We start from the raw sequence: 22,867 nt of genomic DNA, 5'->3' as shown, positions 1-22,867 counted from the left end.
TTTAGTATTGATCATTTAGTTATGTCCCAGCCTCCTTTCTTCGTTGACATCAGATTCGATCCCTCTTGTTTTAAAATACCCTGGAATGTCAAATACTAAGATAGAAGTTAGCCATCCTGGGCAAAAAACGGAAAGGGGTCGGCTTCATGGCCTTGAGTTTACAAAAGCATAACGTCGAGAAATTATTCATCTATTTTCTTCTGCTGCAGCCGGCCCTGGATGTATTGGCTTATGTTAATATCCCGCTTTCATCCGTTTTACGCGGGCTGCTTGTGGGCGCAGGTATTGGATACATATTTTTTTTCCTGCCTGATAAACAAGGGAGAAAGTCAGCACTTATTTATCTGGTGATACTCGGTATTTTTATGACCATGCACTTGGTGAATAATTATATGGTAAAAGAGTCATTTAGCATACCGGTTGAACTGACGTATATCATCAAAACCGTCTTTTTTATTGTCATGCTGCTTGTTTATGTGTTTGTCATCCCGTCATTTTCAAAACAGAAGTATTGGCAGAAGGTCATCCAATCAGCTGTTCTGATCAATATGACGTTTATAGCAGTCATCATGTTACTGGCAACTGTGACGGGCAGCGGTTATAGGAGTTATGGCGCTTTGGCTAAGGAGGGCCATTCAGGCTGGTTTTTTTCGGGGAACGAACTAAGCGTCATTCTGGGGATGGGTTTCAGTATCACCATTTTGTACATGCTTCAAAAACAATCGACCCGGACGAAAATGCTGTTATTGCCGGTTATCGGTCTGATCATCTGGGCGATGCTGATGATAGGCACGAAGGTCAGTTTTGGCTCTGTCCTGATTGTGCTGGGGATTTCCATTTCAGTTTTTATTTTAAAAGCCATACATAACAGCAAAAATTGGTTCAATCTCGGCGTTCTTACGGTACTGCTGGCAGCCGCAATAGCAATAGCACCGATAACGCCAATCGGCAATAATCTGGACCTTACGTTTGGAACGAATATCGCTAAACAGGAAAAGAGTCCGGCAGATGTTGATGCAGATGGGAAGAAACAAGCGGCACAACAATTGCTGAGCGGCAGGAAGGATTTTTTAAAGGAAAAAAATAAACAGTACCAGGAAGCGCCTGTCTCACAAAAATTACTCGGAATGGGTTTTGGCGGAAACTACACTTTTGCGCCAAAATTAATCGAGATGGATTTTTTGGACTGGTATTTTAATTTCGGCTGGATTGGATTCATCTTATTATTATTGCCGCTGCTTTATATTGGTTATCGGATTCTGATTAAATTGTGCAAGTATCACCTGAAATCCCTTAACGTTCCCATCATACTCACAGGCGTATCTGTCGCTTTAGGAATTGGCAGTGCATTTACAGCAGGTCACGTACTGTCATCACCCGCTGCAAGCATTTATCTGGCGGTCTTTATCGGTTATCTGTTCGCGCTGGTCCAGAATGAAGCCTCTCCGTAAAAACATGTATAAGGGTGTGGGGAAAGTGGAGAAAATATTAGTAATCAGTACGATGTATCCAAGTAAGTCACATCCCAGCTTTGGCATCTTTGTGGAAAATCAGGTAAAGACCCTCAGGGAGCGCGGGTTTCATATCGATGTTGCAGCCATCAGAAATCCGCGAATAGACAAGCCGGCTGTTGTCATGAAATATGCTTTCTTGATTGTCCGAGTCCTTTTAGTCTTGCTTTTCAAAGGCAGGCAATATGATGTCATTCATGCCCATTATGTGTACCCAAGCGGGAAATTGGCGCTGCTATTTAAAAAACTATTCCGCATGCGGGTCATCGTAACAGCGCATGGCGGTGATTTGGATAAGATGGCGAAAAAGGGTGCGCTTTTCTTTAGCCAGACAAAGCAAGTGCTTTATAAAGTGGATCACATTATTGCTGTCGGTGAAAAACTTAAACAGGATATGATCAGTACATTTAACGTAAGTGGGGAAAAGATTACGGTTTTGAATATGGGCGTCAACCGGCAAATTTTCAAGCCGATGGATCAGGATCACGCACGTAATTTAATCGGCCTGTCGCCTTCAGCAACCGTCATTTTGTTCGTTGGCAACATCATCGTAGCAAAAGGTATAGGTGAACTGATAAGCACCTTTCACGACCTGAAGAATAACAACGCAAGCCTGGAGCTTCACTTAATCGGCGCACAAAAAGAACCCGCGTTTGCAAACCGGCTAATAGATAAAAACGAAAGCATACAGGATATCCATATACATTCGCCGATGCAGCAGCACGATATAGCCATATGGATGGCCGCGGCAGATGTGTTTGTCATTCCATCATACATGGAAGGTTTCGGTCTTGTGGCATTAGAAGCCATGGCATGTCACACGCCGGTCGTCGGCAGCAATGTTGGCGGATTAAGTTATTTGCTCAGCGGAAATGCGGGCGTTCTGATCGAACCGAAAAATAAACTATCTTTAAGACGGGGAATTGAACAAGTCCTTAAAGATGAAGGCCTAAACAAAGAACTGATCGCAAATGGGGAGGAAAAGGCTAAAAAATATGATCAGGAAAAACTGATCGGACAGCTGATTGAGCAATATCAAAAGTATAGGAGCTGAATCCAGTTGAACCAGAAAAAATTACTTCTCATTTCATCAGTGGGCGGACATTTGACACAGTTACTGCAGCTTGAGCCCCTATTTAAAAATTATCAATACCATATCGTCACCGAAAAATGTGCCATCACCATGGAATTGAAGGACAAGTATCCCGTATCCATGCTTGTTTATGGCGCCCGTAATTATTTGTTCAGGTACATATTCAAGTTTTCCTACAATATGGTGAAGGCCCTGTGCATTTTTTTGCGGCGAAGACCCGACGTGATTATCACAACAGGTGCCCACACAGCTGTGCCGATGTGCTATATTGCCAAGCTTTTCCGGAAAAAAATCATCTTCATTGAAAGCTTTGCGAAAACCGACAGCCCGACACTATCGGGTAAAATGGTTTACCCGATTTCCGATTTATTCATCGTTCAATGGAAATCAATGCAAAGGATTTATCCAAATTCTGTTTACGGGGGGTCGATCTATTGATATTCGTTGTATTGGGCACCCACGAACTGCCATTCACCAGATTATTAAATGAAGTGGAGCGGTTAAAAAAGGAGGGCATCATTCAGGAAGATGTGATCGTCCAGCGCGGTCATACACGTTATGAAAGTGACAACCTGTTTCTGAAACAATTTGTCAGTCATAACGAAATGGATCTGCTGTATGAACAGGCACGGCTGATTATCACGCACGCAGGAACGGGTTCGATTATTATGGGATTAAAGAAAGGGAAGTGCGTCATTGCCTGTCCCCGTTTGGCCAAATACGGTGAGCATAATGATGACCATCAGCTGCAGATCGTCTCTGCCCTCGCTGGACAAGGTCATATGCTGAGCTGGCAGGAAGGCAATCAGCTTGAGGGTGTTATCCGGCAAACTGAGGATTTCCAGCCGAAACCATTTCATTCGGGAAGAGAACAGATTTATGAATTAATTGAGAATTTTATTGAGGACGTGTAGCTTATTTAATGATATAGTGTTTGTATCAACCTCTCACTCGAATTCCCTGTCGAGTACTGGTTCCATTCATTGGCAAATGTAAGAATTTGCTCCAAATGAAAGTCTGCATTTTTCAGAACATCAATCAAATCATCCGTATTTTTCACCACAGGCCCCGGAACAAGGTCTTCATAGTCCTCCCAGAAGCCTTTCGAATATGCATATTCTTCCAAATCATAGGCAAAAAACACCATTGGTTTATGCATGAATGAATATTCAAACGGAACGGATGAGTAATCCGAAATCAAAACATCCGTTACGGTGAGAACGTGATTGATATTATCCAGGCCGGAAACATCATAAACAAACCCGGGATAATCATATTCAGCTTTGACGTTCATTTTAGGGTGGAGGCTAAGGAAGAGTACATATTCATCCCTAAGAACAGTATGCATTTTTTGAATATCCAGTTTAATGTCGGCAGCAGACAGATTATTGTCACGATATGTTGGCGCGTATAAAATGATTTTCTTTTCATTGATGACCGGAAATTGATTGATTAATGCTCGTTCGGTTTCCTGCATAGCTGATGTGTCAAAAAAGAAATCCGTTCTGGGTATACCGGTTCTTAAAAATTGACTCACCGATATGTCAAAGGCTTCCGAAAAAATCGCAGCCATCTTTTCTGAACCCACCACAACCAAGTCAAATTGATTATAAACCCGTTTAAATCGTCTGCAGGCACTGGGATGACGATTGTGAATTTGATGGTCCTTTAGCCCGAACTTTTTGATTGCTCCTGCCGCATGCCATAGTTGGATGCATTGTGTATTCCGTCTGAAACGCGTGGCCGAAAGAAAGCCATAATAATTGTCAACGAATACTTTCTCAGACGTTGCCAAATGATAAATCGAACGCACCCAGTCGATGATACAAGGAAATTTGAACATAATGATCCGCCGGTGTGGTGCACCCTCAAACATCATGCAGCACTTGCGGGTTTTTAAAATAATAATGCGCTGATCGGTCAGTTTTTCCAACGCGTTCATCGTATATAAGGCATTATTGCCAAATGACACGACAAATGTTGTCTTGTTTGTTTGAGGAAATACGTTAAATAGGGTGAAGAGCATGCGAAAAATGAAAAGGTAGACGTTAATGACGAGTTCTCTAGCCATTTCTATTCAAATCTGTCTTGATTTTTGTCGTGGAGATGCCAACCGTTCTTGGCAAATAAATAACGTCGCAATGCTCTTTTAAATAGTCGAATTGTCCTTTCCAGTCATCCCCCATGACAAACACATCGATTTGGTGCTTTTTAATATCGTCTTCTTTTTGCTCCCATACATGTTCCGGGATCACTTCATCCACATAGCGAACAGCTTCCAATATGACTTTTCGCTGTTCAAACGAATAATACGCCTGTTTCCCTTTTAAAGCATTGAACGAATCTGAAGAAATGGCAACAACCAAATAGTCACCGTATTGTCTGGCGCGGCGCAATAAGTTTATGTGACCGGTGTGAAGGATATCGAATGTCCCGTATGTGATGACTTTTTTCATAAACACAGCCTCCCGTTTGGGGTAAGGTTATATTAGTTATAGTATGTATTTATTGTAGGAAGTTAATCATGAGAGGATACACCAACCATTAAAATCGATGAATGATTTAATTCGTCAGCTGAAAAAAACCTGCTGAAGTCGCTATCCAGCAGGTTGAAACTTTTGCACCCAATCCTTTTCGTTAAGGCAGGGAACAGATGATTTATGATATTGAGAATTCAAGGGAAGCGCAGACGATTTTATTGATCGAATTTATAAGAACGGTAACTGATGTCTCCCTCATCTTTCGGATAGAAAACAAACAGTTCTTCGCCAGTTGATAATTTTTTTTCTGTGAAAGTAGCGTCATTGTTCTCACCGCTGCCCCAGCCGATTAATACAATGTTCTTCTTTTCGTTGAGCATTTGTACAGATCCGCGTGTGCCGGAAAACTCGCCGGTAGGGTAGTTTTCGTATTCGACAACTTCCTTGTTTTCTTCATCTATTTTAATTTTCATAATGGAAGTCTCTTCTTTTTTGTCATGCAGTGGACTGTCATCAGGGACCACCGGATATGGTGCTTTCGGCAGAACATTGCCATTGTTGAACAGAAGTATTGTGCCATCACTCAAAAATGATAACTTGTGCTGTCGGCTGAATTTTTGCTCCTCGGACAATCCGAACTGGTCACCTTTTCCGCCTAATACCCACATGATATCGCCGGTCTCCCGGTTTAATTTAATAATACTGCTCATATTGCGGGCTGAGATAATAAGGTTATTATCCTCTGGATCAATGGCTAATGAGTTAAAGTGTACATAATCCGCATATTCGGCATGCTCATTTGTGAAGTCGTTATGCTCGATACTCAGTTCATAGAGCTCAGGATAATCTGTGCTCTGCCATTGCCATAATACTTCACCATCTTTGATTTCCTGTAAAGTTGAAGCAATTACCCGGGAACCGAATTTATTCTGATCAATATCAGAAGGTATATTATTAACTTCCTTAGGATAATAGGAACTGATAATATAATGATGCAGGTCCAATACAATTAGTTCATGATTTTCTAAAGGGCTTGCGTCAAGTTTATCAGTCGGGACAAGGGATTCGACTTCATCCACTACATTATAGTTTTCATCCATGATGACTGCTTTCGTTGTCTGATAGCCGATGTTCGAAATTTTATCCTGGTTGTTCGCTTTTACTAAATAGCTATAATAGATGTCACCATCTTCCGTCTTATTCAATTTAAAGTCATAAGACAATCCGACATCTTTGTAATAAACGACTTCACCATCTGTGTTTAATTTTACAATATACGATTCATAGGTGAAATAATAGTAGCCATCTTCAGCACCATTATTTTCGTAATCATAGCCTTCCATTCCCTCAGGCAGTGTTCGGATTGTATAATCTGCTCCGTCAATGGTTAGTGTCAATTGATTGTCTTCACTAATTTCATCTATTTCCAGACTATAGTTGTCCTTCCCGCTGACATCCTTGCCATTGATTTGAACGTCATGACCGGATAATGATCTTAAATCAATAACGTTTTCCGCTTCAGTTGTCAGTGAATTAATGTTATAAACACTGTCAGGTTTGTCCAAATCAATATCAGGCAATGGTATCCAATTATATTCTTCATCGAAAGATTTATTATTCCGGTTGAACTTTTTCTTTTGGCTATCATCACTTTTTCCTTGGACATTAACTGAAGTTGCCTCTTTAACAAATTCAGTATCAGCAGTGAACCAATAGGTAACACCAACTACCAAAATAGTATAAAATATAATTCCGATTATGAATAATAGTTTTCTAGTTTTCATGTTTTACACCTTTCTTTTTCGTTATAGACTCATTCTAGCATTGCTTAATGGTTTTGTATAATTCATATCTCGGAATTATACAGAAATGATGTTGCTGTATATCAAATGAAGGTTATAATGACTAAAGTCGTGGCAATAATTTACTTTTGGACAATTATTGTATATGATGTTAGCAGGTATGATTTGGAGGTGTAGCATGCGAAAAATTAACAAGAAGATGTTAATTGTTTTAGGAAACGTTATTGGCGTTATTGCTATCATATCGATTATTTTATTACATAACTATAATACGCAATCCATTACAATTGATGACAGTGAAGCGAAATTGGAAGATCCTGAAGAGGACGGGAACAAATCAGAGCCATCTATAGAATTCAGGAATATAAATCATTCGGAAACAATTGCCCCGGTTGGGGAGTATACCGCCAATGATACTGAGGCTGTTGAAGAAGAAGTGGAAGATGTAACACAAGAAGATGAAACGGTCGCCGAGGAAGTGGAGCCGGAAACTTCTATAGTGGAGACAGAAGTCAACGATACAGAAAAAAATAATGTTGATACGGCTGAAACGACAGAAGTAGCTGCTGACGAAGACACCAGCGAAAGTAATACTTGGGAAAGAACGACATCAGATAACACAAGCAACAATAGTAATTCAGCCGGGAGCAGCAGCCAGTCTGGTAAATCAGCTTTAAAAGAAAAAAAGGACAAGCCAATGCCTGACGAAAAGGGAGATTCGAGGAAAAAGGAAGAAACTAAATCGGAGCCGGAAGCTAAGCCTAAGCCATTGACATATACTGAGAAAGTTCAAAACAGATTATCCGGTTATACAGTTACTGGGGAAAATCCTGTGACAATAAGTAATAAAAACGGTAGAGTCGCAAGTATTGTTGACGGACAGGTTATAATTCGCACCAAAGATCCTGATTTAGCTAAACAAATTGTTAATAAATTAAGCGGGCTGGCTGCACCATAAAATTTATTATATTTTTGTGGGTATCACACTTGCAAAGCAAAATGATATATCTAAGTTTAAAAAGGGTATCTGTTAATCAGATGCTTTTTTTATGCGTGACGATACTTAATGGAGTTTGATATAGTTTAATTAAATTATAGTTGTTCAATGGATTGTTATTTAAGAGGAGGTCATTGTGTGGTTGCATCTGAAGCATCTTTCACACATATCGTTCATTCTGTTGAAATGAGCAGAGATGGTTTATTAACCGTAAAAGGAATAATCAAATCGGATGATTCCCTTGGAGATACAATTCATTTAATGGTGAAAAAGAGGAAGTCCAAAACCTTTTTCATAGTCCCGTTAAAATGGCCGAAGATCAATTGCTGGGAAACAACGGTTGATTTTAATAAGATGGATGTTTCGAAAGGGACCTGGGATTATTATTTACTATATAGCAATGAACAGAAATACAGGCTTAAAATTGAAGATGAACGTATTTTTGACTGGGACCGGACAGCAGTGTTTAACAGAGAAGATGTGACCTATGGATTAACGTGCTACATAACCGAAAAAGATTCGCTTTCGTCAATCGTTTATACGCCAACTATACATTTTGATATTCAGCAGTGTGGTGTCAGGAATGACTATAGCATTCAAATGATCGGTAAGATAACAGGAAACGAATTCACTGATTCTGTTTCAGGTATACAATTCCTTATAAAACAACGTGATGGCGATAAGCAACATGCGCTGCCGTTAGAGGTTATCCCGGAAAAAAACCACATTTCTGTAGATTTGAAAATAAATTATAATGACATACTGCCGGAAAATTTAACAAATATGACATGGGACTTATACATGAAATTCTGGGTGAACGGGATATACTACTTGTTCCGCGTGCATTTAGCGAATAAGGCAAGTCTCGAAAAAGAAACATGTGTTGAATTGCACGGAGATGAAGTGTATCAGGCATATCTTTATCCAACCATAAACTGGAATATTTCGATCAATCTCAGGAAATTACAAATGAAAAGAAACATTATATCTTATGGCATTGAAGATCACCATATCATTTTAAAAGGCTATGCTTATTTCGAACTGATGCCGTTTGATTCACTTGATAAAATGCAACGATACATTAAGATAAGGAAAAGACATTCGGACAAGGAGCTATTTTTTCCTATCGACAATGAAGAACTTGATGAATCAGGAGTTCAGGATGTCTACCGATTTTCCGGGTTTAATACTACAATCCCTTTGAAAAAAATATTCTCCTTACAGGAAAGTGAAATGGATATCTTTGACTTTTCGATTTGCCTTGTCTATGATAATCAAGAAAAAGAAAGAACCCTGGGTTGTGAGGAATATGACTATTTTGTGGATTATCCTCTGGCATCTGATTCATTACAGCATCGTCTTAAAGGCATAAGAACCTTTCTGCTCTTTACGCCGGGCGGTCATCTTAAACTGGAAACATATGCTTACGCTCTCAGAAAAATGATGTATATGAAATACCAACAAGCACGTACCGTAGACAGCAGAAAAGATGTATGGCTGATCGGTGAAAGGCCCGACACAGCACAAGATACAGGATATCATTTCTTTAAATTCTGCCGTGAAAACTATCCCGAAAAAAATATCTACTACGTGATAACCGCTGATTCACCGGATAGGAAGAATTTGCAGGGACTGGACAATATCATCACTTTTGGCTCAATGAAGCATTTTAAGTTAGCTGCAACTGCTGATACGTTTATAGGGTCACATGATGTGGAGTATCTTTTACCGACAAAGGCTGTTGACTGGCCGAATTACCAGGAAAGTAAACGCGTATTTCTCCAGCATGGTGTGCTGGGACGTAAGAAAGTTGATTATGATAAGCAATATTACAAATACCCATTCACCATGGTTTGCGTCAGTTCGAGGCCGGAATATAATCTGGTAACAAAAAGGATGGGATATGATTCAAATGAAGTGAAAATCACCGGATTATCCCGTTTCGATCGGTTAATGGAAAATCATGAGGCGGAAAGGTCGATTTTACTAATTCCAACCTGGCGGGATTGGATTAGGGAACATGAGTTTACAGACTCAGAATACTTCAGCAAGTACAAAGAACTGCTGAGTGATGACCGATTGAATGAACTATTGGAAAAGTACAATATAAAGCTGGACTTTTACGTTCATTACAGGATGCAGCCATTTGTCCATCAATTCTACGGATTGGCATCTGACCATATCAATATTATCGAATTTGGCCAGGCGGATGTTCAGGAGCTTCTGATCAGAAATGAATTGCTGATAACGGATTACTCTTCTGTTTCTTTCGATTTTAATTACATGCGTAAACCTGTTCTTTTTTATCACTTTGATTTTGAGCGGTTTTTCAAGCATGGTTTGCTAAGGCCAGCCGGTCAAACATTCCTTGGTGATATATGTAAAGATAAAGAGTCCCTGATTGATACAATTGAAAAGTATATTGAAAATGGATTTAAAGAGAAATCAGCGGTCAGAAAAAAGAAAGGAACCATTTTCACTCATATTGATGATGAGAATAATGAACGGATTTATGATGCAATTATTCGTGCCGATAGGCCATGATCTTTTGAAATGAATAAAGCTGACCCACGTCATCATTGGACGTTTGGGTCAGCTTTTTACTTTTTCGTTGACAACTTCATAGTGTTCGTCCTCTGTATACATGGCTTTAATCAACTGTTCGCTTGATTGACCTTGTGAATACTTGTTCCATTGGGAGGAAAAGTTTCGAATGCGATCCATATCATAGGTTCCGTTTTCGATGATATCAACCAGGTCATGTGTGGTTTCTGCAACGGGTCCCGGCACAAGATCCTCATAGGTTTTCCAAAACCCTTTATCCAGTGTATATTGATCCAAATCATAGGCAAAGAATGCTATTGGCTTATCCAATAATGAAAATTCAAAAGGTATTGATGAATAATCCGTTATTAACATATCCGTTACAACTAATAAATGATTCATATTATGATAGCTTGAAACATTGATAACGAACCCCGGATACTTATTCTGGAATTCACCGTTGACCGCGGGATGCAACCGCAGGAATAATACATACTTATCTTTCAACTCCTGATACATTTTATCAATATTCAATGCCAGCTCAGCTGAATTCAGTTCATCATCACGGTAAGTCGGGGCATACATTAAAACTTTTTTTTCTTTTATAATTGGATATTGCTCAACCAACGTTTGCTCAGCATTTTTCTTGGCTGTTTCATCAAAAAAGAAATCTGTTCTCGGGATACCTGTACGCAAAATTCTATCCTCGGACAAATTAAAACTTTCACGAAAGATGGAAGCCATATGGTCCGAGCCAACGACAACATGGTCAAATTGCCGATAAACCTTATTGAAGCGCTTATACGCCAGTCTCGAACGGCCCTGTATAGCGGGATCCTTCAAGCCAAACTGCTTGATCGCCCCAGCGGCATGCCATAGCTGGATACATTGAACACTCGGTTTGAATGCAACAGCAGCCAGGAAACCAAAGTAGTTATCTACAAAAACTTTTTCGCACGTTGCCAAATGATATACAGAGCGAATCCAGTCAGCGGGGTTGCCAGTTTCAAAGTTTAAAGTTAAACGATCAGATCCAAAATCTGTTTTGCAATGGGAAGTTTTAAGAATAACAACTTGCTCATCCATCTGCTTTTCGAGTTCTTTAACAGTATATAAAATATTTTCCCCAAATGAAGCAACAAATGTTGTCTTCTTCTTTTGGGGAAATTGTTTAAAAGTGGTGAAAATTGCACGAAAAACAGAAAGATATAGCGTTATTGCCAGTTCCCTAACCATTGTTCGTCTGATTCAAATCAGATTTGATTTTAGTTGTTGAAATTCCCACTGTTCTTGGTAAATAAACGACTTCACAATAGTCTTCAAGAAAGTCAAATTTACCTTTCCAGTCATCCCCCATTACAAACACGTCGACATCATGTTTCTGAACGTCCTCTACTTTTTGTTCCCAATTATGTTCGGGAATCACTTCATCGACATAACGGATAGCTTCAAGAATAACTTTGCGCTGTTCGAAACTGTAATATGCTTCTTTTTCTTTAATAGCATTAAAATGATCCGAGGAAATGGCCACAATCAGATAATCGCCACATTCTTTGGCCCGGCGCAGAATATTGATATGCCCGACGTGGAGCAAATCAAAAGTTCCGTACGTGATTACTTTTTTCATTTTATTAAACCTCCAGTTTATACGCTTATTATATAGTAAAGTATTTTATTTACAAGGGCATTGTATAGAACTTTCATTTTCTTTAAGACACTAATGTTATTATACTATGATACTCGGATAATATAAACAAGTTTTTCACTGCACAGCATTACATTTTGCGTGTTTTTGTAAAAAAACGTCATGTTTTGTAATGAAATTGTCAAATTAAGGTTCAAAATAAACATTTTTCTTAGTATAATATTTGATAGATTAATATTCTGAAAGCTCTTGGATTTTTGAGTACATATAGCTTTATTCGCACCTTTTAGCAGCATTAATCCTGATAAGGCAGACGGACACGAATTTTCATTCACATATTAATCTATTATTAAAATAACGAAATGCGAGGTGGTAGACGGAAAACTGAGACTTGACTTTTTTGTTTTAATAAGAAAAATCACATGGAGGGTTTGAATGAGAAAGTTATCGATCGTACTAGTAGCGCTTCTGTTAATTACTGCTGCCCTTCCTTACAGTGTTCTAGCTGAAAGCGGTCAGGAAAATGATGCGGCTGTGAGTCAGCAGGACAAAGACAAAGAGGGTGAGCCTTCGGAAAGTGATTCATCCTCTGAAACTGATTCTGAATCCGCTCAGGAAGAAAAAAATACAGGTGAAAAAGGCAAAACTTCGGGTGATAAGCAATCAGAAGGCGAAAATTCTGATGACGATAAACCTGAGAGCGGAGAGCCTAAAAAGGACGAAACAGATTCTGATGCTGATTTGGCAGGAGATTCAAAAAAGGATGGAACAACATCTGAGCCAGAATCAGATGGTCAGAGCGGAACTAAGGATAAAAGTCAGGATGAGCAGACACAGAATAATGATGACAGCAAGAATGGGAAAAAGGATACCGATGAACATCAAAATAAAAAGTCAAATCAGAACACACAGCAATCTGAAGCAAGCTCATTCAAAGCTTCTGGGAAGCCGGCCGTTACAGAGGCTGACATCCAAAAAACTGATGTGAACATGATTGGTCACCTAAGTTCAGGTGCAGTCATTTATGAGAACATCGCAAAAGAATCAACCATTCCATCTGATGAGTATCTGAATGCGGTATACTATATAAAAAAGCAGGCTCACTATGAAGGGGATACGTATTATTTAATAAGTACGAAACGGAGCAGTGAGGAAGGAACTGTCGGCTGGGTCAAACATCAGGATATGGCTGTCACATACACCCATCGCAGCGTCGACAGTCAATCCAAATCGTTTGCCATTAAGGGCTCCGGAGAAGCTTTTTCAAAAATATGGGGCGGCGATAAAAATTTAGTGTTTGTTAATTTAACGAAATTTGAAGGTGAGACCTTTAATGTTGACTTGACAGAAAAGGTCGGAAACAACATTTGGTACCGCGGCGAATTGAACGGCAGCACCGTTTGGATCCATAATAGTTTTGTTGAAGAAGAAAATGAAGATCCTAAAGAGAAAATAGCTATAGAAACGAGCAGTACCAGTAAACTTGGTCATCTTCACAGCAATGCTGTTATTTACGAAACAATCGGCGATGAATCAACTTCGTTCAGTGCCGAAGATTACCTGAATGCAGTATACTACATTAAATTACAGGCTGAAGCAAATGGAGAAACCTATTATTTAATCAGTCAGCATGCAAGCAGTGAAAAAGGTGTCATCGGCTGGGTGAATGCAGCTGATTTGTCGACACACACGCATAAAGGTGTTGACAGAGAGTCCAGAACATTCATCATTAAAGGCTCCGGTAATGCTTACAGCAAAGCGTGGGGAGGCTCCAAAGACCTGGTATTTGACCTTTCCAATTTTGAAGGGCAGAAATTTAACGTTCATAAAACTGAAACGGTCGGAGGTAATGTCTGGTACCGCGGAGACTTTAATGGTGAACGTGTTTTTATTCATGAAAGCTATTTGGCGGAAGTTGACAAAAGCAATACAAGTCGCCTGGGACATCTCCAATCGGGGGCAACAATTTATGAAACAATAGGTGATGAATCCACTTCCTTCAGTTCAGATGACTATCTGAATGCTGTTTATTATATTAAAGAGCAAGCTGTAGCAGGGGATAAAACCTATTATTTAATCAGCCAAAAACCGAGCCGGACAAATGGCGTTATCGGCTGGGTGAAGGCATCTGACATGTCGACACACTCACATGTTGGTGTTGACAGCTATTCTAAGCTTTACTATATAAGCGGGGATGGAACAGCATACAGCAAAGCATGGGGCGGATCCAAAGATGTTGTCTTTAAAGATATGTCAAAATATCAGTATGAGGAATTTGAAGTCAACTTAACTGAAAAAGTAGGCAATAATATCTGGTACCGCGGCAAACTTGATGGTGAAACTGTATGGCTGCACGAATCCTATGTCATAACAACAGAAGTGGAAAAAGAGGGCACAAGCAAGCTTGGGCATATACGCGGCTCAGATGTAAAGATCTATGAGACTATCGGTTACGAAACGTCTGCTTTTGAAGCCGGAGATGAGTATACGAATGCGGTATATTATATTAAAATGCAGGCCGAAGCAAATGGCCAGCTTTATTACTTAATCAGTGAACGGGCAAGCAGTGAAAAAGGAGTCGTCGGCTGGGTGAAAGCGGAAGACCTGTCGATCCATTCTCATAATGCAGTTGACAGGAAAGAGAAGACGTTTGGCTTTACCGGTAAAGGCAATGCTTATTCAAAAGCCTGGGGCGGCTCTAAAGATCACGTACTTGACCTTTCCAATTACACAGGTCATGTATTTAATGTCCATAAAACAGAGACGGTAGGCAGCAATGTTTGGTACCGTGGTGACTTTAATGGTGAACGTATTTGGGTGCATGAAAGCTATGTGACGGGCATTGAAACGGAAAGCATCAGCCGTTTGGGTCATTTGTATAGCAGCGCCAAGATCTATGAAAAATTGGGTGATCAGTCTTCCCAACTGAAAACAAGCGACTATACAAATGCTGTCTATTACATCAAACAGCAGGCAGTAACAGCCGGTGAGACGTACTATAAAATCAGTAATAAACCGAGCAGCGTAAATGGAGTTGTCGGCTGGGTGAACGCTTCTGAAATGAATACTCATCCACATGTAGGCGTTGATAAAAAAGACAAAATCTTTATATTTACAGGTGAAGGAGAAGCATTCACAAAAGCCTGGGGCGGCAATAATGATCTGGTTTACGATGACCTGTCACAATTTGAAGGCGATGTTTTTCAGGTTCATCTGACTGAAAAGGTTGGAAGTAATATCTGGTACCGCGGCGATTTTAAAGGCAATAGCATCTGGGTGCATCAATCATTTGTCGAAGAAGATAGAATTAAAACCCAGTACTTAGATCTGAGTCTTGAAGAAGCGTGGCGAATGCAGAATGAACTGAATCCGCCTCCGCAAACAGATTTTTACAGCGGCTCTCCTGCTTATGTCAGCAGTGATTATGTAGAATTTGTTGATTCTGCTTTGATTACCGGTGATGCAGTAAGGTTGCGGACAAAGCCAAGATTGGAAGATCAATATATTCAGACTGAAGTGAACAAAGGTACTGCAATAACCATATTAGATGAAGTGAATGGCGACAAATACGATGGAAGTACCAAATGGTATAAAATCAAATATGAAGATGAAACATTATATGTTCATTCAGCTTTAGCTAAGAAAAATGGCGAGGTCGCAAAAACAACAGCAAACCTTAATGTAAGAGCTGAAAAATCCAATAGCGCGCACATCTATGGTACAGTTTCTAAAGGTGCTTCGATAGACGTCACTCAGAAGGGGAGCGATTGGCATAAAATCAGTTATCAAAGATGGCGAAATGCTACAAAAGATGATGCCATGTACTATATGAATCCTGAGAATTTCATTGATAACTCTCTGCAAAAATTTCAGTTTCTTGATTTGTCCAGACCAACCGGTTCATCGGCGGGTGTCTTAAACGATTATTTAGCCGGTATGGGTTCACTGGAAGGTCAGGGTGAAGCGTTCATTGAAGCTGGGCAACGCCATGGTGTCAATGAGGTGTATTTAATTTCCCATGCGGTTCACGAAACGGGAAAAGGTGATTCACCGCTTGCGCAGGGTATAAAGCATAATGGAAAAATCGTTTATAATATGTATGGCGTCGGGGCCGTTGACGGTTCTGCCATAGAAAGCGGCAAAAAGAGGGCCTATGAAGAGGGCTGGTTCACACCGGAAGCTGCAATCATCGGTGGAGCAAAATTCATCGGCAACCAGTATATTAAGGGCCAAAACAATGCAGGAACAGTGCAGAATACGTTATATGAGATGCGCTGGAATCCTGCAGCGATGGATAAATATGGATATGCGGCTCACCAGTATGCAACCGATATGGGATGGGCTGCCAAACAGGTAGGTTCAATGTACAGCTTATATGAAGAGCTTGGACTTGAATACTTGAACCTGGAAGTTCCTGTATATAAGTAGTACTTTTGCCTTGGTTCCATGATTATAACGGGACCAAGGCATCTTAATATGTTGATAGAATCATAGATATACTATAAAGAGAAGAATATTTTGATGCATTATGGGAGGATAATATGCGAAGGCTAGTCATACTTGTCATGACAATTCTGTTCATTCTATCGATGATCCCGTCGGTTTCTGCCGAAAAAGGTCAAGATATAAATGATCATGGTATTAAGAAAGGAACAGAAGTTTACGGCGAAGACATCAGCGAACTGACTGAAGAAGAGCTTCAGTACATACCAAAAGGCTGGCGCGATGGTGAATTTAAAAGCCGGCATGAAACGGAGGAAGACCGTGAGGAAGAAAAGGATTTGAAGCGAAAAGGGTCCTCTACTATTATGTCGGGATATCCGGATGTAAACAACTATATCAGAAATATGGATCCGGTAAATGTATCCTATGAACATAACAGTGATTTCACAGAATTCAACTACCGCAATGGTTATGGTGCTGTGGAAGGTGTTGTGGCTCATGAAACGGCCAACGACAACTCCAATATCAGACAAGAAATAAGTTTCATGAGCCGTAACCATCAAAACGCTTTTGTTCATGCATTTGTTGACCATAATAATATCATAGAAATCCATCCGACTGATTTAGGTGCCTGGGGTGCTGGCAGATATGCAAATGAGCGGTTTGTTCATGTGGAACTGGTGAGAGTGGACAGCTTTGATGAATTTGCCCGGTCTATCAATAATTATGCTGAGTACGTGGCATCTATTCTATATGACTATAATCTTGGTGTAACCAGCGCTGAAAATGATGGCGAGGGCACGCTGTGGTCACATTATGCAGTGAGTAACCATCTTGGCGGAACAAATCATGTGGATCCGCACGGTTACTTTGAGAGATGGGGTTATAACTGGGGCGAATTCGTAACGCTTGTCGAGGATAAATATAAAGAAGAAGTCCGGGAAGCAGAACGAAACACAAGTAAGCTGGGTCATATCAAATCAAGCAACGCAAGAATCTATGATGACCCAACATCTCGCAGCAATTATAAAAAAGCAGGGTCAGCTAAAACAAAGGAAGTATTTTATATTAAAGCTGAAGCAAAACTTGGCGGGAGAAGCTATTATTTAATAAGCAGAAAGCCAAGCACCAAAAAGGGGACGTTGGGCTGGGTTCAGGCTAAAGATATGAGCACACATAAACATCAAGGCATGGATAAGAATGATAAAACGTTTAAAGTCCATGGAAGTGGAAAAGCCTATGATAAAGCATGGGGCGGTCCTAACAATATGGTTTATGATTTGTCTTCATATGCCGGCGAGATCTTTAAAGTTAATTTGACGGAAGTCGTCGGAGATAATACATGGTACCGCGGTATGCTTGATGGCCAGGAGGTTTGGATACATTACAGTTATTTGATAGAAGAAAGTCGCACGAGTAAACTGGGCCATTTGAGCAGTTCAGATGTACGGATATATTCTACACTGGAAGAAAACGCAGCATACCAAAAAGCGGGAAAGAAATATACCAATGCAGTGTATTATATAAAAGAAGAAGCTGAAGTGAGACGGAATACCTATTACCTGGTCAGTACCAGACCGAGCCGTACAAAGGGTATTGTCGGCTGGGTGAGAGCATCGGATATGTCTGTCCATTCTCATGTAGGAGTTGACAGTGAATCCAAAACATTTACGATCAAAGGAACAGGGAATGCCTACGCTAAAGCGTGGGGCGGTTCAAAAGATCAGATTTATGACCTTTCGGATTATAAAGGCCAGAAATTTGATGTTCATTTAACTGAAAAGGTAGGCAATAACATATGGTACCGTGGCAAGCTTAGCGGCAAGACAGTATGGATGCATAACAGCTATGTCACGAATTATGAAACGAGTCGTACCAGCAAGCTGGGTCATCTCAGATCCGGATCAGTCATTTATGAAACCGTGGGAGATGATTCGTTAGCTTTCAGTTCAGATGATTATGTGAATGCCGTGTATTATATTAAACAGCAAGCGAATGCCGGTGGAGAAAAATATTATCTGATCAGCGAAAAATCGAGCAGAAAGCAGGGTGTTGTCGGCTGGGTGAGAGCAGCGGAAATGTCTGTCCATTCTCATGTAGGAGTTGACAGTGAATCCAAAACTTTTACGATCAAAGGAACAGGGAATGCCTACACTAAAGCATGGGGCGGCTCCAAGAATCATGTATATAACTTGTCGGCATATGCAGGGGAACAATTCAATGTTCATCTGACTGAGAAAGTCGGGAACAATATTTGGTATCGCGGCAGGCTTGGCGGCAAGACTGTCTGGATGCATCATTCATATGTACAATAACGCAGCTGCAATAAAAAAGTTCTGCTCCATAAAAGGGCAGAACTTTTTTCATCATTATTTTCCGAACTTCCTGTCCAATGCTGAATTTACGGTTTCCATCCATTTTTCTTTATAGACATTTTTGTTAAAGTTTTTGTCAATGTATTTTCGGGCTTTTGATCCCATCTCTATTGCCTTATCAGGATTTTCAAACATGTGTATCATTCGATTGGCGAGCTCTTCAATTTCCGGCTGCTCAATAATAAACCCATTGTCATTGTTAACGATCATATCGCTTGGACCGTACTTGATTTTGTAACTGATGACCGGTGTTTTATTATACATACTTTCCAGCACAGATAGGGCGAACCCTTCTTTTTTAGAGGTCATTAAAGAGAATAGACCTCTTTGATAAATTTTGTCAGGATAGTGAGTATACCCCTTCAAGAAAATATGATCGTTTAAACCTGATTTCGTTATTAAACGCTGTAACTTTGCTTCTTCTTCCCCTGTTCCCCAAATTTCCAATTTTGCATTAGGAACTTTGTCGACAACTAATTTAAATGCTTTGATTGAGTGTTCTATCCGCTTTAAGGAAGACAACCTGCTGATAATGACTGCCAGGTTTCTATCTTTTTCTTCATATCTATCTTTTTCGTTCCGTGAGAAAAGCGACTTGAGTTTTTTTGTTTTCTTATCCGGCTCAGCATGATAATGCGGAATCACTTTAATATTCCCTTTGTCCCCGATTCGACGGATGACATCTTGTTTCTGTTCTTCCGTCAAGAACACGGAGACATCAAATTCATCAATACTGTTAAGCCCGGGCTCAACCTTTTCAGTAATAGGCGCATCCACGGTAAACGGCGCATCCAAATGGCTGCTGTGCATTCGCCAGATTTTGGCTGCCTTTGGATGGTTCAAATGAATAAGAACCTCATCTGTACTTCGGGTATCCGATACAACAACAGATTTGTCCCCCCCCAGGCGATCAATTGTGTTATGAAGCCAGTCTATTTTATGTGAAACATCATCATTAACATACGACGCCGTGACAGATGAATTTTTGTCGAATAAAAATATTCGCTGCACTGTGTTCTTTTTTGGATTATTCCACTGTGATAAATAGGCACGGCCATTATTATCATAATATACAATTTGCCGTGTTTTATTTGAAACGAGATCCATGTAGGTGACTTTTTTGACATTTCCCCACGGATCGAATGTTTCGCGTTTTATGCGGTATCTATTATCATCGTAATAATCGATGAAGTTCAGTGAGTTGTTTTTATTCAAGGAAATATACTTATAGTATAATCCGTTTTTATGCACCCTGTATGCATTGCGATCAGATCGTTTCTCCAGTGTAAAACCTTCTGACAGCTTCTCCAGTGATGCCGTTTTTGGAGGGTGCTTCGCGATTAATGGTTTTTTATGACCTTCAAGTTCTTCATACATATTCGGAATAATGACATTTTTGTGAACCTTATTCATCTCGTATAATTTCTTCCGGATTTCCGGGTAGTTGAGATTGAAGTTGAACGTGAGCATATATGTATTGTATCCCATTTCGGCAAAAAATGATGCCTGTTTTAATGAAGCTCTTGTCAAGCCGCCACGGTTGACGTCGATTGAATTAATCAGGAAAAAAATTGTCGGTTTCATAGGTGAACCTCACTTTTAGTTTTGATAATACGGTTGATTGCTAATACAGTATCATTTTCTAGTATATACCAAACATCTTAGAAGAGTATATTAATTTTCAATTTGAAAATCAACAAACACAGATATATAATATTGGTTATAATTGATTTTTACGAGAGGTGCTTTTTCTCAACATGTCTACACTAAGCCATAACAAAGCAGACGATATCACGCTGAAAGACAATACATATGAAATAAAGCTTCCTTTAAAAGAATCTGTTTTAAATGATTGTGACGAATATTTTTTTACGATGGAAGAACGAGAAACAAATCAAACCCTGGATCTTAGTTGTTCTATAAGTGAAAATGATGGTGATTTCACCATATTAATATTAGAGTTGCCCTTTTACAACCATAAACAAACATTCCTGGATCAAGATATATGGGATTTATACCTGAACCGCAGGAAGGATGACGAAATCAAAAGAAGCCGGATTAAAAGTGACCGTGACGAATATCGATTTTTATCGATTCTTCTTCCGGAACAGGATAGAATGTTTTATCCATATACGACAGATAAAGGGAAATTGTCGTTCCGATTAAATAAATACTTTCTGTACTCCAAGATAGAAAAACTCAGCCTTAGGGATAATGAACTGAATTTTAGCGGGTTATTTAATTTTCCGCCATTATATAAAACCAATAATTATGACATAAATAAGTTAAAGGTCATTGTAACGGTCAGTGAGGACACGGAAGAAATCGAGATACCCGTGGAACGTCAGAAGAGAAAAGATTTATCTGATAAATATAATGGCAATGAAGAACTGCTGAAATGTGGATTTGGAGGATCATTTGATTTTTCCCGTTTTTTGAATGCGGAAGGGCAGTTGTTTTTCAAATTTTATTTGGAGATGGATTATACATATAATGGTGCGGAGGAAATACTTAGAAGTCCCAGATTGCGTATCGATGTACGAGATGACAATTATATCAAAAAGGTTATTCCAAATAAGGATGTCAAAAAGAAAATCTTAATTAAACCGACAAGAACATCGCATTATTTATCGTTTAAATTATCCGATTATAATTTTAAAAATGAAGTCGTTCGAAATTTTAAATCTGCTTGGGTAAAGGTCCGCAGGGGCGAAAAACTTAAATACTTATACAAGATCGCTTTTAAAATCCTGGGTAAATTCCCTGTTAGGAAAAAAGCAATCATGTTCGAAAGCTTTCTCGGCAAGCAGTACAGCGATAGCCCAAGGGCAATTTATGAGTATCTCAGAGAGCACCATCCTGAATTCGATATGTACTGGAGTACGGATCGGAGGCATATCGGGTATTTCGAGGGTAAAAACGTGCCTTATGTCAGAAGGTTTTCAATTGAATGGCTGTTCAAAATGTCCCGGGCGGAATATTGGGTTTCTAACAGCCGCCTGCCTTTATGGATACCTAAGCCAGAACACACGACATACCTGCAGACATGGCACGGGACACCATTGAAAAGACTGGCCGCCGACATGGATGAAGTGCACATGCCTGGCACTAATGCAGAAAAGTATAAGCGGAATTTCTTGAAAGCGTCCAGCAAATGGGATTATCTGGTTTCTCCCAATGCATATTCGACAGAAATTTTTCGCAGGGCTTTTCAATTTGATAAAAAGATGATTGAGTCAGGTTATCCGAGAAATGATTTTTTGATTAACTCAAACAACGAGGAAACGATCTTGCAGATTAAACAAAAGATCGGTGTCCCTGAGAATAAAAAAGTTATTTTATATGCGCCTACATGGCGGGATAATCAGTTTTACGGGCGCGGACAGTACAAGTTCAATTTAGAAATGGACTTGGATAGAATGCGGGAGGAAATCGGCAGTGACTATATCATCCTCCTAAGATTGCATTATCTGGTGGCTGAGAATCTCGATTTAACCGGTTATGACGATTTTGTCTATGATGTGTCGGCACATGAGGATATCCGGGAGCTTTATTTAATATCGGATATGCTGATAACCGACTATTCATCCGTATTTTTTGATTATGCCAATTTAGAGCGGCCGATGCTGTTTTACGTTTATGATATTGATGATTACAGAGATAATCTGCGGGGTTTTTATTTTGACTTTGAAAACCAAGCGCCGGGTCCACTGGTCAAAACAACAGAGGGGTTATTGAACGAAATTAAACAAATCGACCGGAAAGGATATGAACCTTACGAGACAACTGAAGCTTTTTATAACAAATTCTGTTACCTTGAGGATGGTAATGCAAGCCAGCGTGTTGTAGAAGAAGTGTTCATTAATAAGTGAGCTTATACCAAGCGAGGTATAAGCTTTATTTTTGGATATTGTCATTTAACAATGGAACTTGTATAATTTAGTGGCATTTAACATGAGATATGATCTGAAAGGGTA

15 protein-coding genes are annotated in these 22,867 nt (G+C 39.7%); 9 read left to right on the top strand and 6 right to left on the bottom strand.

Annotated elements, in window-relative coordinates:
- The first annotated feature begins 146 nt into the window (after positions 1 to 146).
- From VK097_RS10160 to pssE, 4 genes are read left to right on the top strand one after another with little or no spacing between them, the layout of a single operon-like run.
- On the top strand, positions 147 to 1,451 hold the full coding sequence (locus tag VK097_RS10160; RefSeq protein ID WP_324211695.1) for an O-antigen ligase family protein: 1,305 nt from the start codon (positions 147 to 149) through the stop codon (positions 1,449 to 1,451).
- 25 nt (positions 1,452 to 1,476) lie between these two features.
- Positions 1,477 to 2,565 carry a glycosyltransferase gene (locus VK097_RS10155; protein WP_324211694.1) on the top strand — a complete coding sequence of 363 codons (1,089 nt, stop codon included), beginning with the start codon at positions 1,477 to 1,479 and terminating at the stop codon, positions 2,563 to 2,565.
- 6 nt (positions 2,566 to 2,571) lie between these two features.
- Complete coding sequence (gene pssD / locus VK097_RS10150; RefSeq protein WP_324211693.1) at positions 2,572 to 3,042, top strand: PssD/Cps14F family polysaccharide biosynthesis glycosyltransferase; 471 nt, start codon at positions 2,572 to 2,574, stop codon at positions 3,040 to 3,042.
- On the top strand, positions 3,039 to 3,518 hold the full coding sequence (pssE, locus tag VK097_RS10145) for a PssE/Cps14G family polysaccharide biosynthesis glycosyltransferase (RefSeq protein ID WP_324211692.1): 480 nt from the start codon (positions 3,039 to 3,041) through the stop codon (positions 3,516 to 3,518). Before pssD ends, pssE begins: the two co-directional genes overlap by 4 nt.
- Positions 3,519 to 3,523: 5 nt before the next feature.
- Here the strand turns inward: pssE and VK097_RS10140 are convergent, their stop codons facing one another.
- From VK097_RS10140 to VK097_RS10130, 3 genes are all read right to left on the bottom strand, one after another.
- Positions 3,524 to 4,675: a CDP-glycerol glycerophosphotransferase family protein gene (locus tag VK097_RS10140; RefSeq protein WP_324211691.1), complete on the bottom strand. Its 1,152-nt coding sequence runs from the start codon at positions 4,673 to 4,675 to the stop codon at positions 3,524 to 3,526.
- On the bottom strand, positions 4,668 to 5,060 hold the full coding sequence (gene tagD, locus VK097_RS10135; protein WP_324211690.1) for a glycerol-3-phosphate cytidylyltransferase: 393 nt from the start codon (positions 5,058 to 5,060) through the stop codon (positions 4,668 to 4,670). Before tagD (VK097_RS10135) ends, VK097_RS10140 begins: the two co-directional genes overlap by 8 nt.
- 239 nt (positions 5,061 to 5,299) lie before the next feature.
- The gene (locus VK097_RS10130; RefSeq protein ID WP_324211689.1) at positions 5,300 to 6,868 is read right to left on the bottom strand and encodes an aryl-sulfate sulfotransferase; all 1,569 of its coding nucleotides are present in this window, start codon (positions 6,866 to 6,868) and stop codon (positions 5,300 to 5,302) included.
- Between the two features lie 196 nt (positions 6,869 to 7,064).
- Here VK097_RS10130 and VK097_RS10125 point away from each other — a divergent pair, with 196 nt between their 5' ends.
- Positions 7,065 to 7,844: a hypothetical protein gene (locus VK097_RS10125; RefSeq protein ID WP_324211688.1), complete on the top strand. Its 780-nt coding sequence runs from the start codon at positions 7,065 to 7,067 to the stop codon at positions 7,842 to 7,844.
- Positions 7,845 to 8,021: 177 nt separating this feature from the next.
- On the top strand, positions 8,022 to 10,427 hold the full coding sequence (locus tag VK097_RS10120; protein ID WP_324211687.1) for a CDP-glycerol glycerophosphotransferase family protein: 2,406 nt from the start codon (positions 8,022 to 8,024) through the stop codon (positions 10,425 to 10,427).
- A gap of 48 nt (positions 10,428 to 10,475) precedes the next feature.
- On the opposite strand, the gene VK097_RS10115 is transcribed toward VK097_RS10120, so the two are convergent.
- A complete protein-coding gene (locus tag VK097_RS10115) occupies positions 10,476 to 11,663 on the bottom strand; it encodes a CDP-glycerol glycerophosphotransferase family protein (protein ID WP_324211686.1) in 1,188 nt (395 codons plus the stop codon).
- Positions 11,656 to 12,054: a glycerol-3-phosphate cytidylyltransferase gene (gene tagD, locus VK097_RS10110; RefSeq protein ID WP_324211685.1), complete on the bottom strand. Its 399-nt coding sequence runs from the start codon at positions 12,052 to 12,054 to the stop codon at positions 11,656 to 11,658. The genes VK097_RS10115 and tagD (VK097_RS10110) overlap by 8 nt, the downstream gene beginning before the upstream one ends.
- A 453-nt stretch (positions 12,055 to 12,507) precedes the next feature.
- Between tagD (VK097_RS10110) and VK097_RS10105 the strand changes: the two genes are divergently transcribed.
- Positions 12,508 to 16,500: a GW dipeptide domain-containing protein gene (locus tag VK097_RS10105; protein ID WP_324211684.1), complete on the top strand. Its 3,993-nt coding sequence runs from the start codon at positions 12,508 to 12,510 to the stop codon at positions 16,498 to 16,500.
- A 113-nt stretch (positions 16,501 to 16,613) separates the two neighbouring features.
- On the top strand, positions 16,614 to 18,830 hold the full coding sequence (locus tag VK097_RS10100; protein WP_324211683.1) for a peptidoglycan recognition protein family protein: 2,217 nt from the start codon (positions 16,614 to 16,616) through the stop codon (positions 18,828 to 18,830).
- Positions 18,831 to 18,884: 54 nt separating this feature from the next.
- On the opposite strand, the gene VK097_RS10095 is transcribed toward VK097_RS10100, so the two are convergent.
- Entirely contained in the window at positions 18,885 to 20,474 is a 1,590-nt protein-coding gene (locus tag VK097_RS10095) for a glycosyltransferase (protein WP_324211682.1), read from the bottom strand.
- 173 nt (positions 20,475 to 20,647) lie between these two features.
- Between VK097_RS10095 and VK097_RS10090 the strand changes: the two genes are divergently transcribed.
- Positions 20,648 to 22,762 carry a CDP-glycerol glycerophosphotransferase family protein gene (locus tag VK097_RS10090; protein WP_324211681.1) on the top strand — a complete coding sequence of 705 codons (2,115 nt, stop codon included), beginning with the start codon at positions 20,648 to 20,650 and terminating at the stop codon, positions 22,760 to 22,762.
- Positions 22,763 to 22,867: the final 105 nt, after the last annotated feature.

The sequence above is a fragment of the Lentibacillus sp. genome (assembly GCF_035301675.1).
GTDB lineage: Bacteria > Bacillota > Bacilli > Bacillales > Amphibacillaceae > Lentibacillus.
The sequence above is the reverse complement of the archived record's forward strand: the minus strand, read 5'-3'. Positions and strand labels throughout refer to the sequence as shown.

What these genes read in the sequence shown, in the direction of transcription:
- VK097_RS10160 (WP_324211695.1), top strand. Translation starts at nt 147, where the DNA reads ATGGCCTTGAGTTTACAAAAGCATAACGTCGAGAAATTATTCATCTAT.
- VK097_RS10140 (WP_324211691.1), bottom strand. Translation starts at nt 4,675, where the DNA reads ATGGCTAGAGAACTCGTCATTAACGTCTACCTTTTCATTTTTCGCATG.
- tagD (WP_324211690.1), bottom strand. Translation starts at nt 5,060, where the DNA reads ATGAAAAAAGTCATCACATACGGGACATTCGATATCCTTCACACCGGT.
- VK097_RS10130 (WP_324211689.1), bottom strand. Translation starts at nt 6,868, where the DNA reads ATGAAAACTAGAAAACTATTATTCATAATCGGAATTATATTTTATACT.
- VK097_RS10125 (WP_324211688.1), top strand. Translation starts at nt 7,065, where the DNA reads ATGCGAAAAATTAACAAGAAGATGTTAATTGTTTTAGGAAACGTTATT.
- VK097_RS10115 (WP_324211686.1), bottom strand. Translation starts at nt 11,663, where the DNA reads ATGGTTAGGGAACTGGCAATAACGCTATATCTTTCTGTTTTTCGTGCA.
- tagD (WP_324211685.1), bottom strand. Translation starts at nt 12,054, where the DNA reads ATGAAAAAAGTAATCACGTACGGAACTTTTGATTTGCTCCACGTCGGG.
- VK097_RS10105 (WP_324211684.1), top strand. Translation starts at nt 12,508, where the DNA reads ATGAGAAAGTTATCGATCGTACTAGTAGCGCTTCTGTTAATTACTGCT.
- VK097_RS10100 (WP_324211683.1), top strand. Translation starts at nt 16,614, where the DNA reads ATGCGAAGGCTAGTCATACTTGTCATGACAATTCTGTTCATTCTATCG.
- VK097_RS10095 (WP_324211682.1), bottom strand. Translation starts at nt 20,474, where the DNA reads ATGAAACCGACAATTTTTTTCCTGATTAATTCAATCGACGTCAACCGT.
- VK097_RS10090 (WP_324211681.1), top strand. Translation starts at nt 20,648, where the DNA reads ATGTCTACACTAAGCCATAACAAAGCAGACGATATCACGCTGAAAGAC.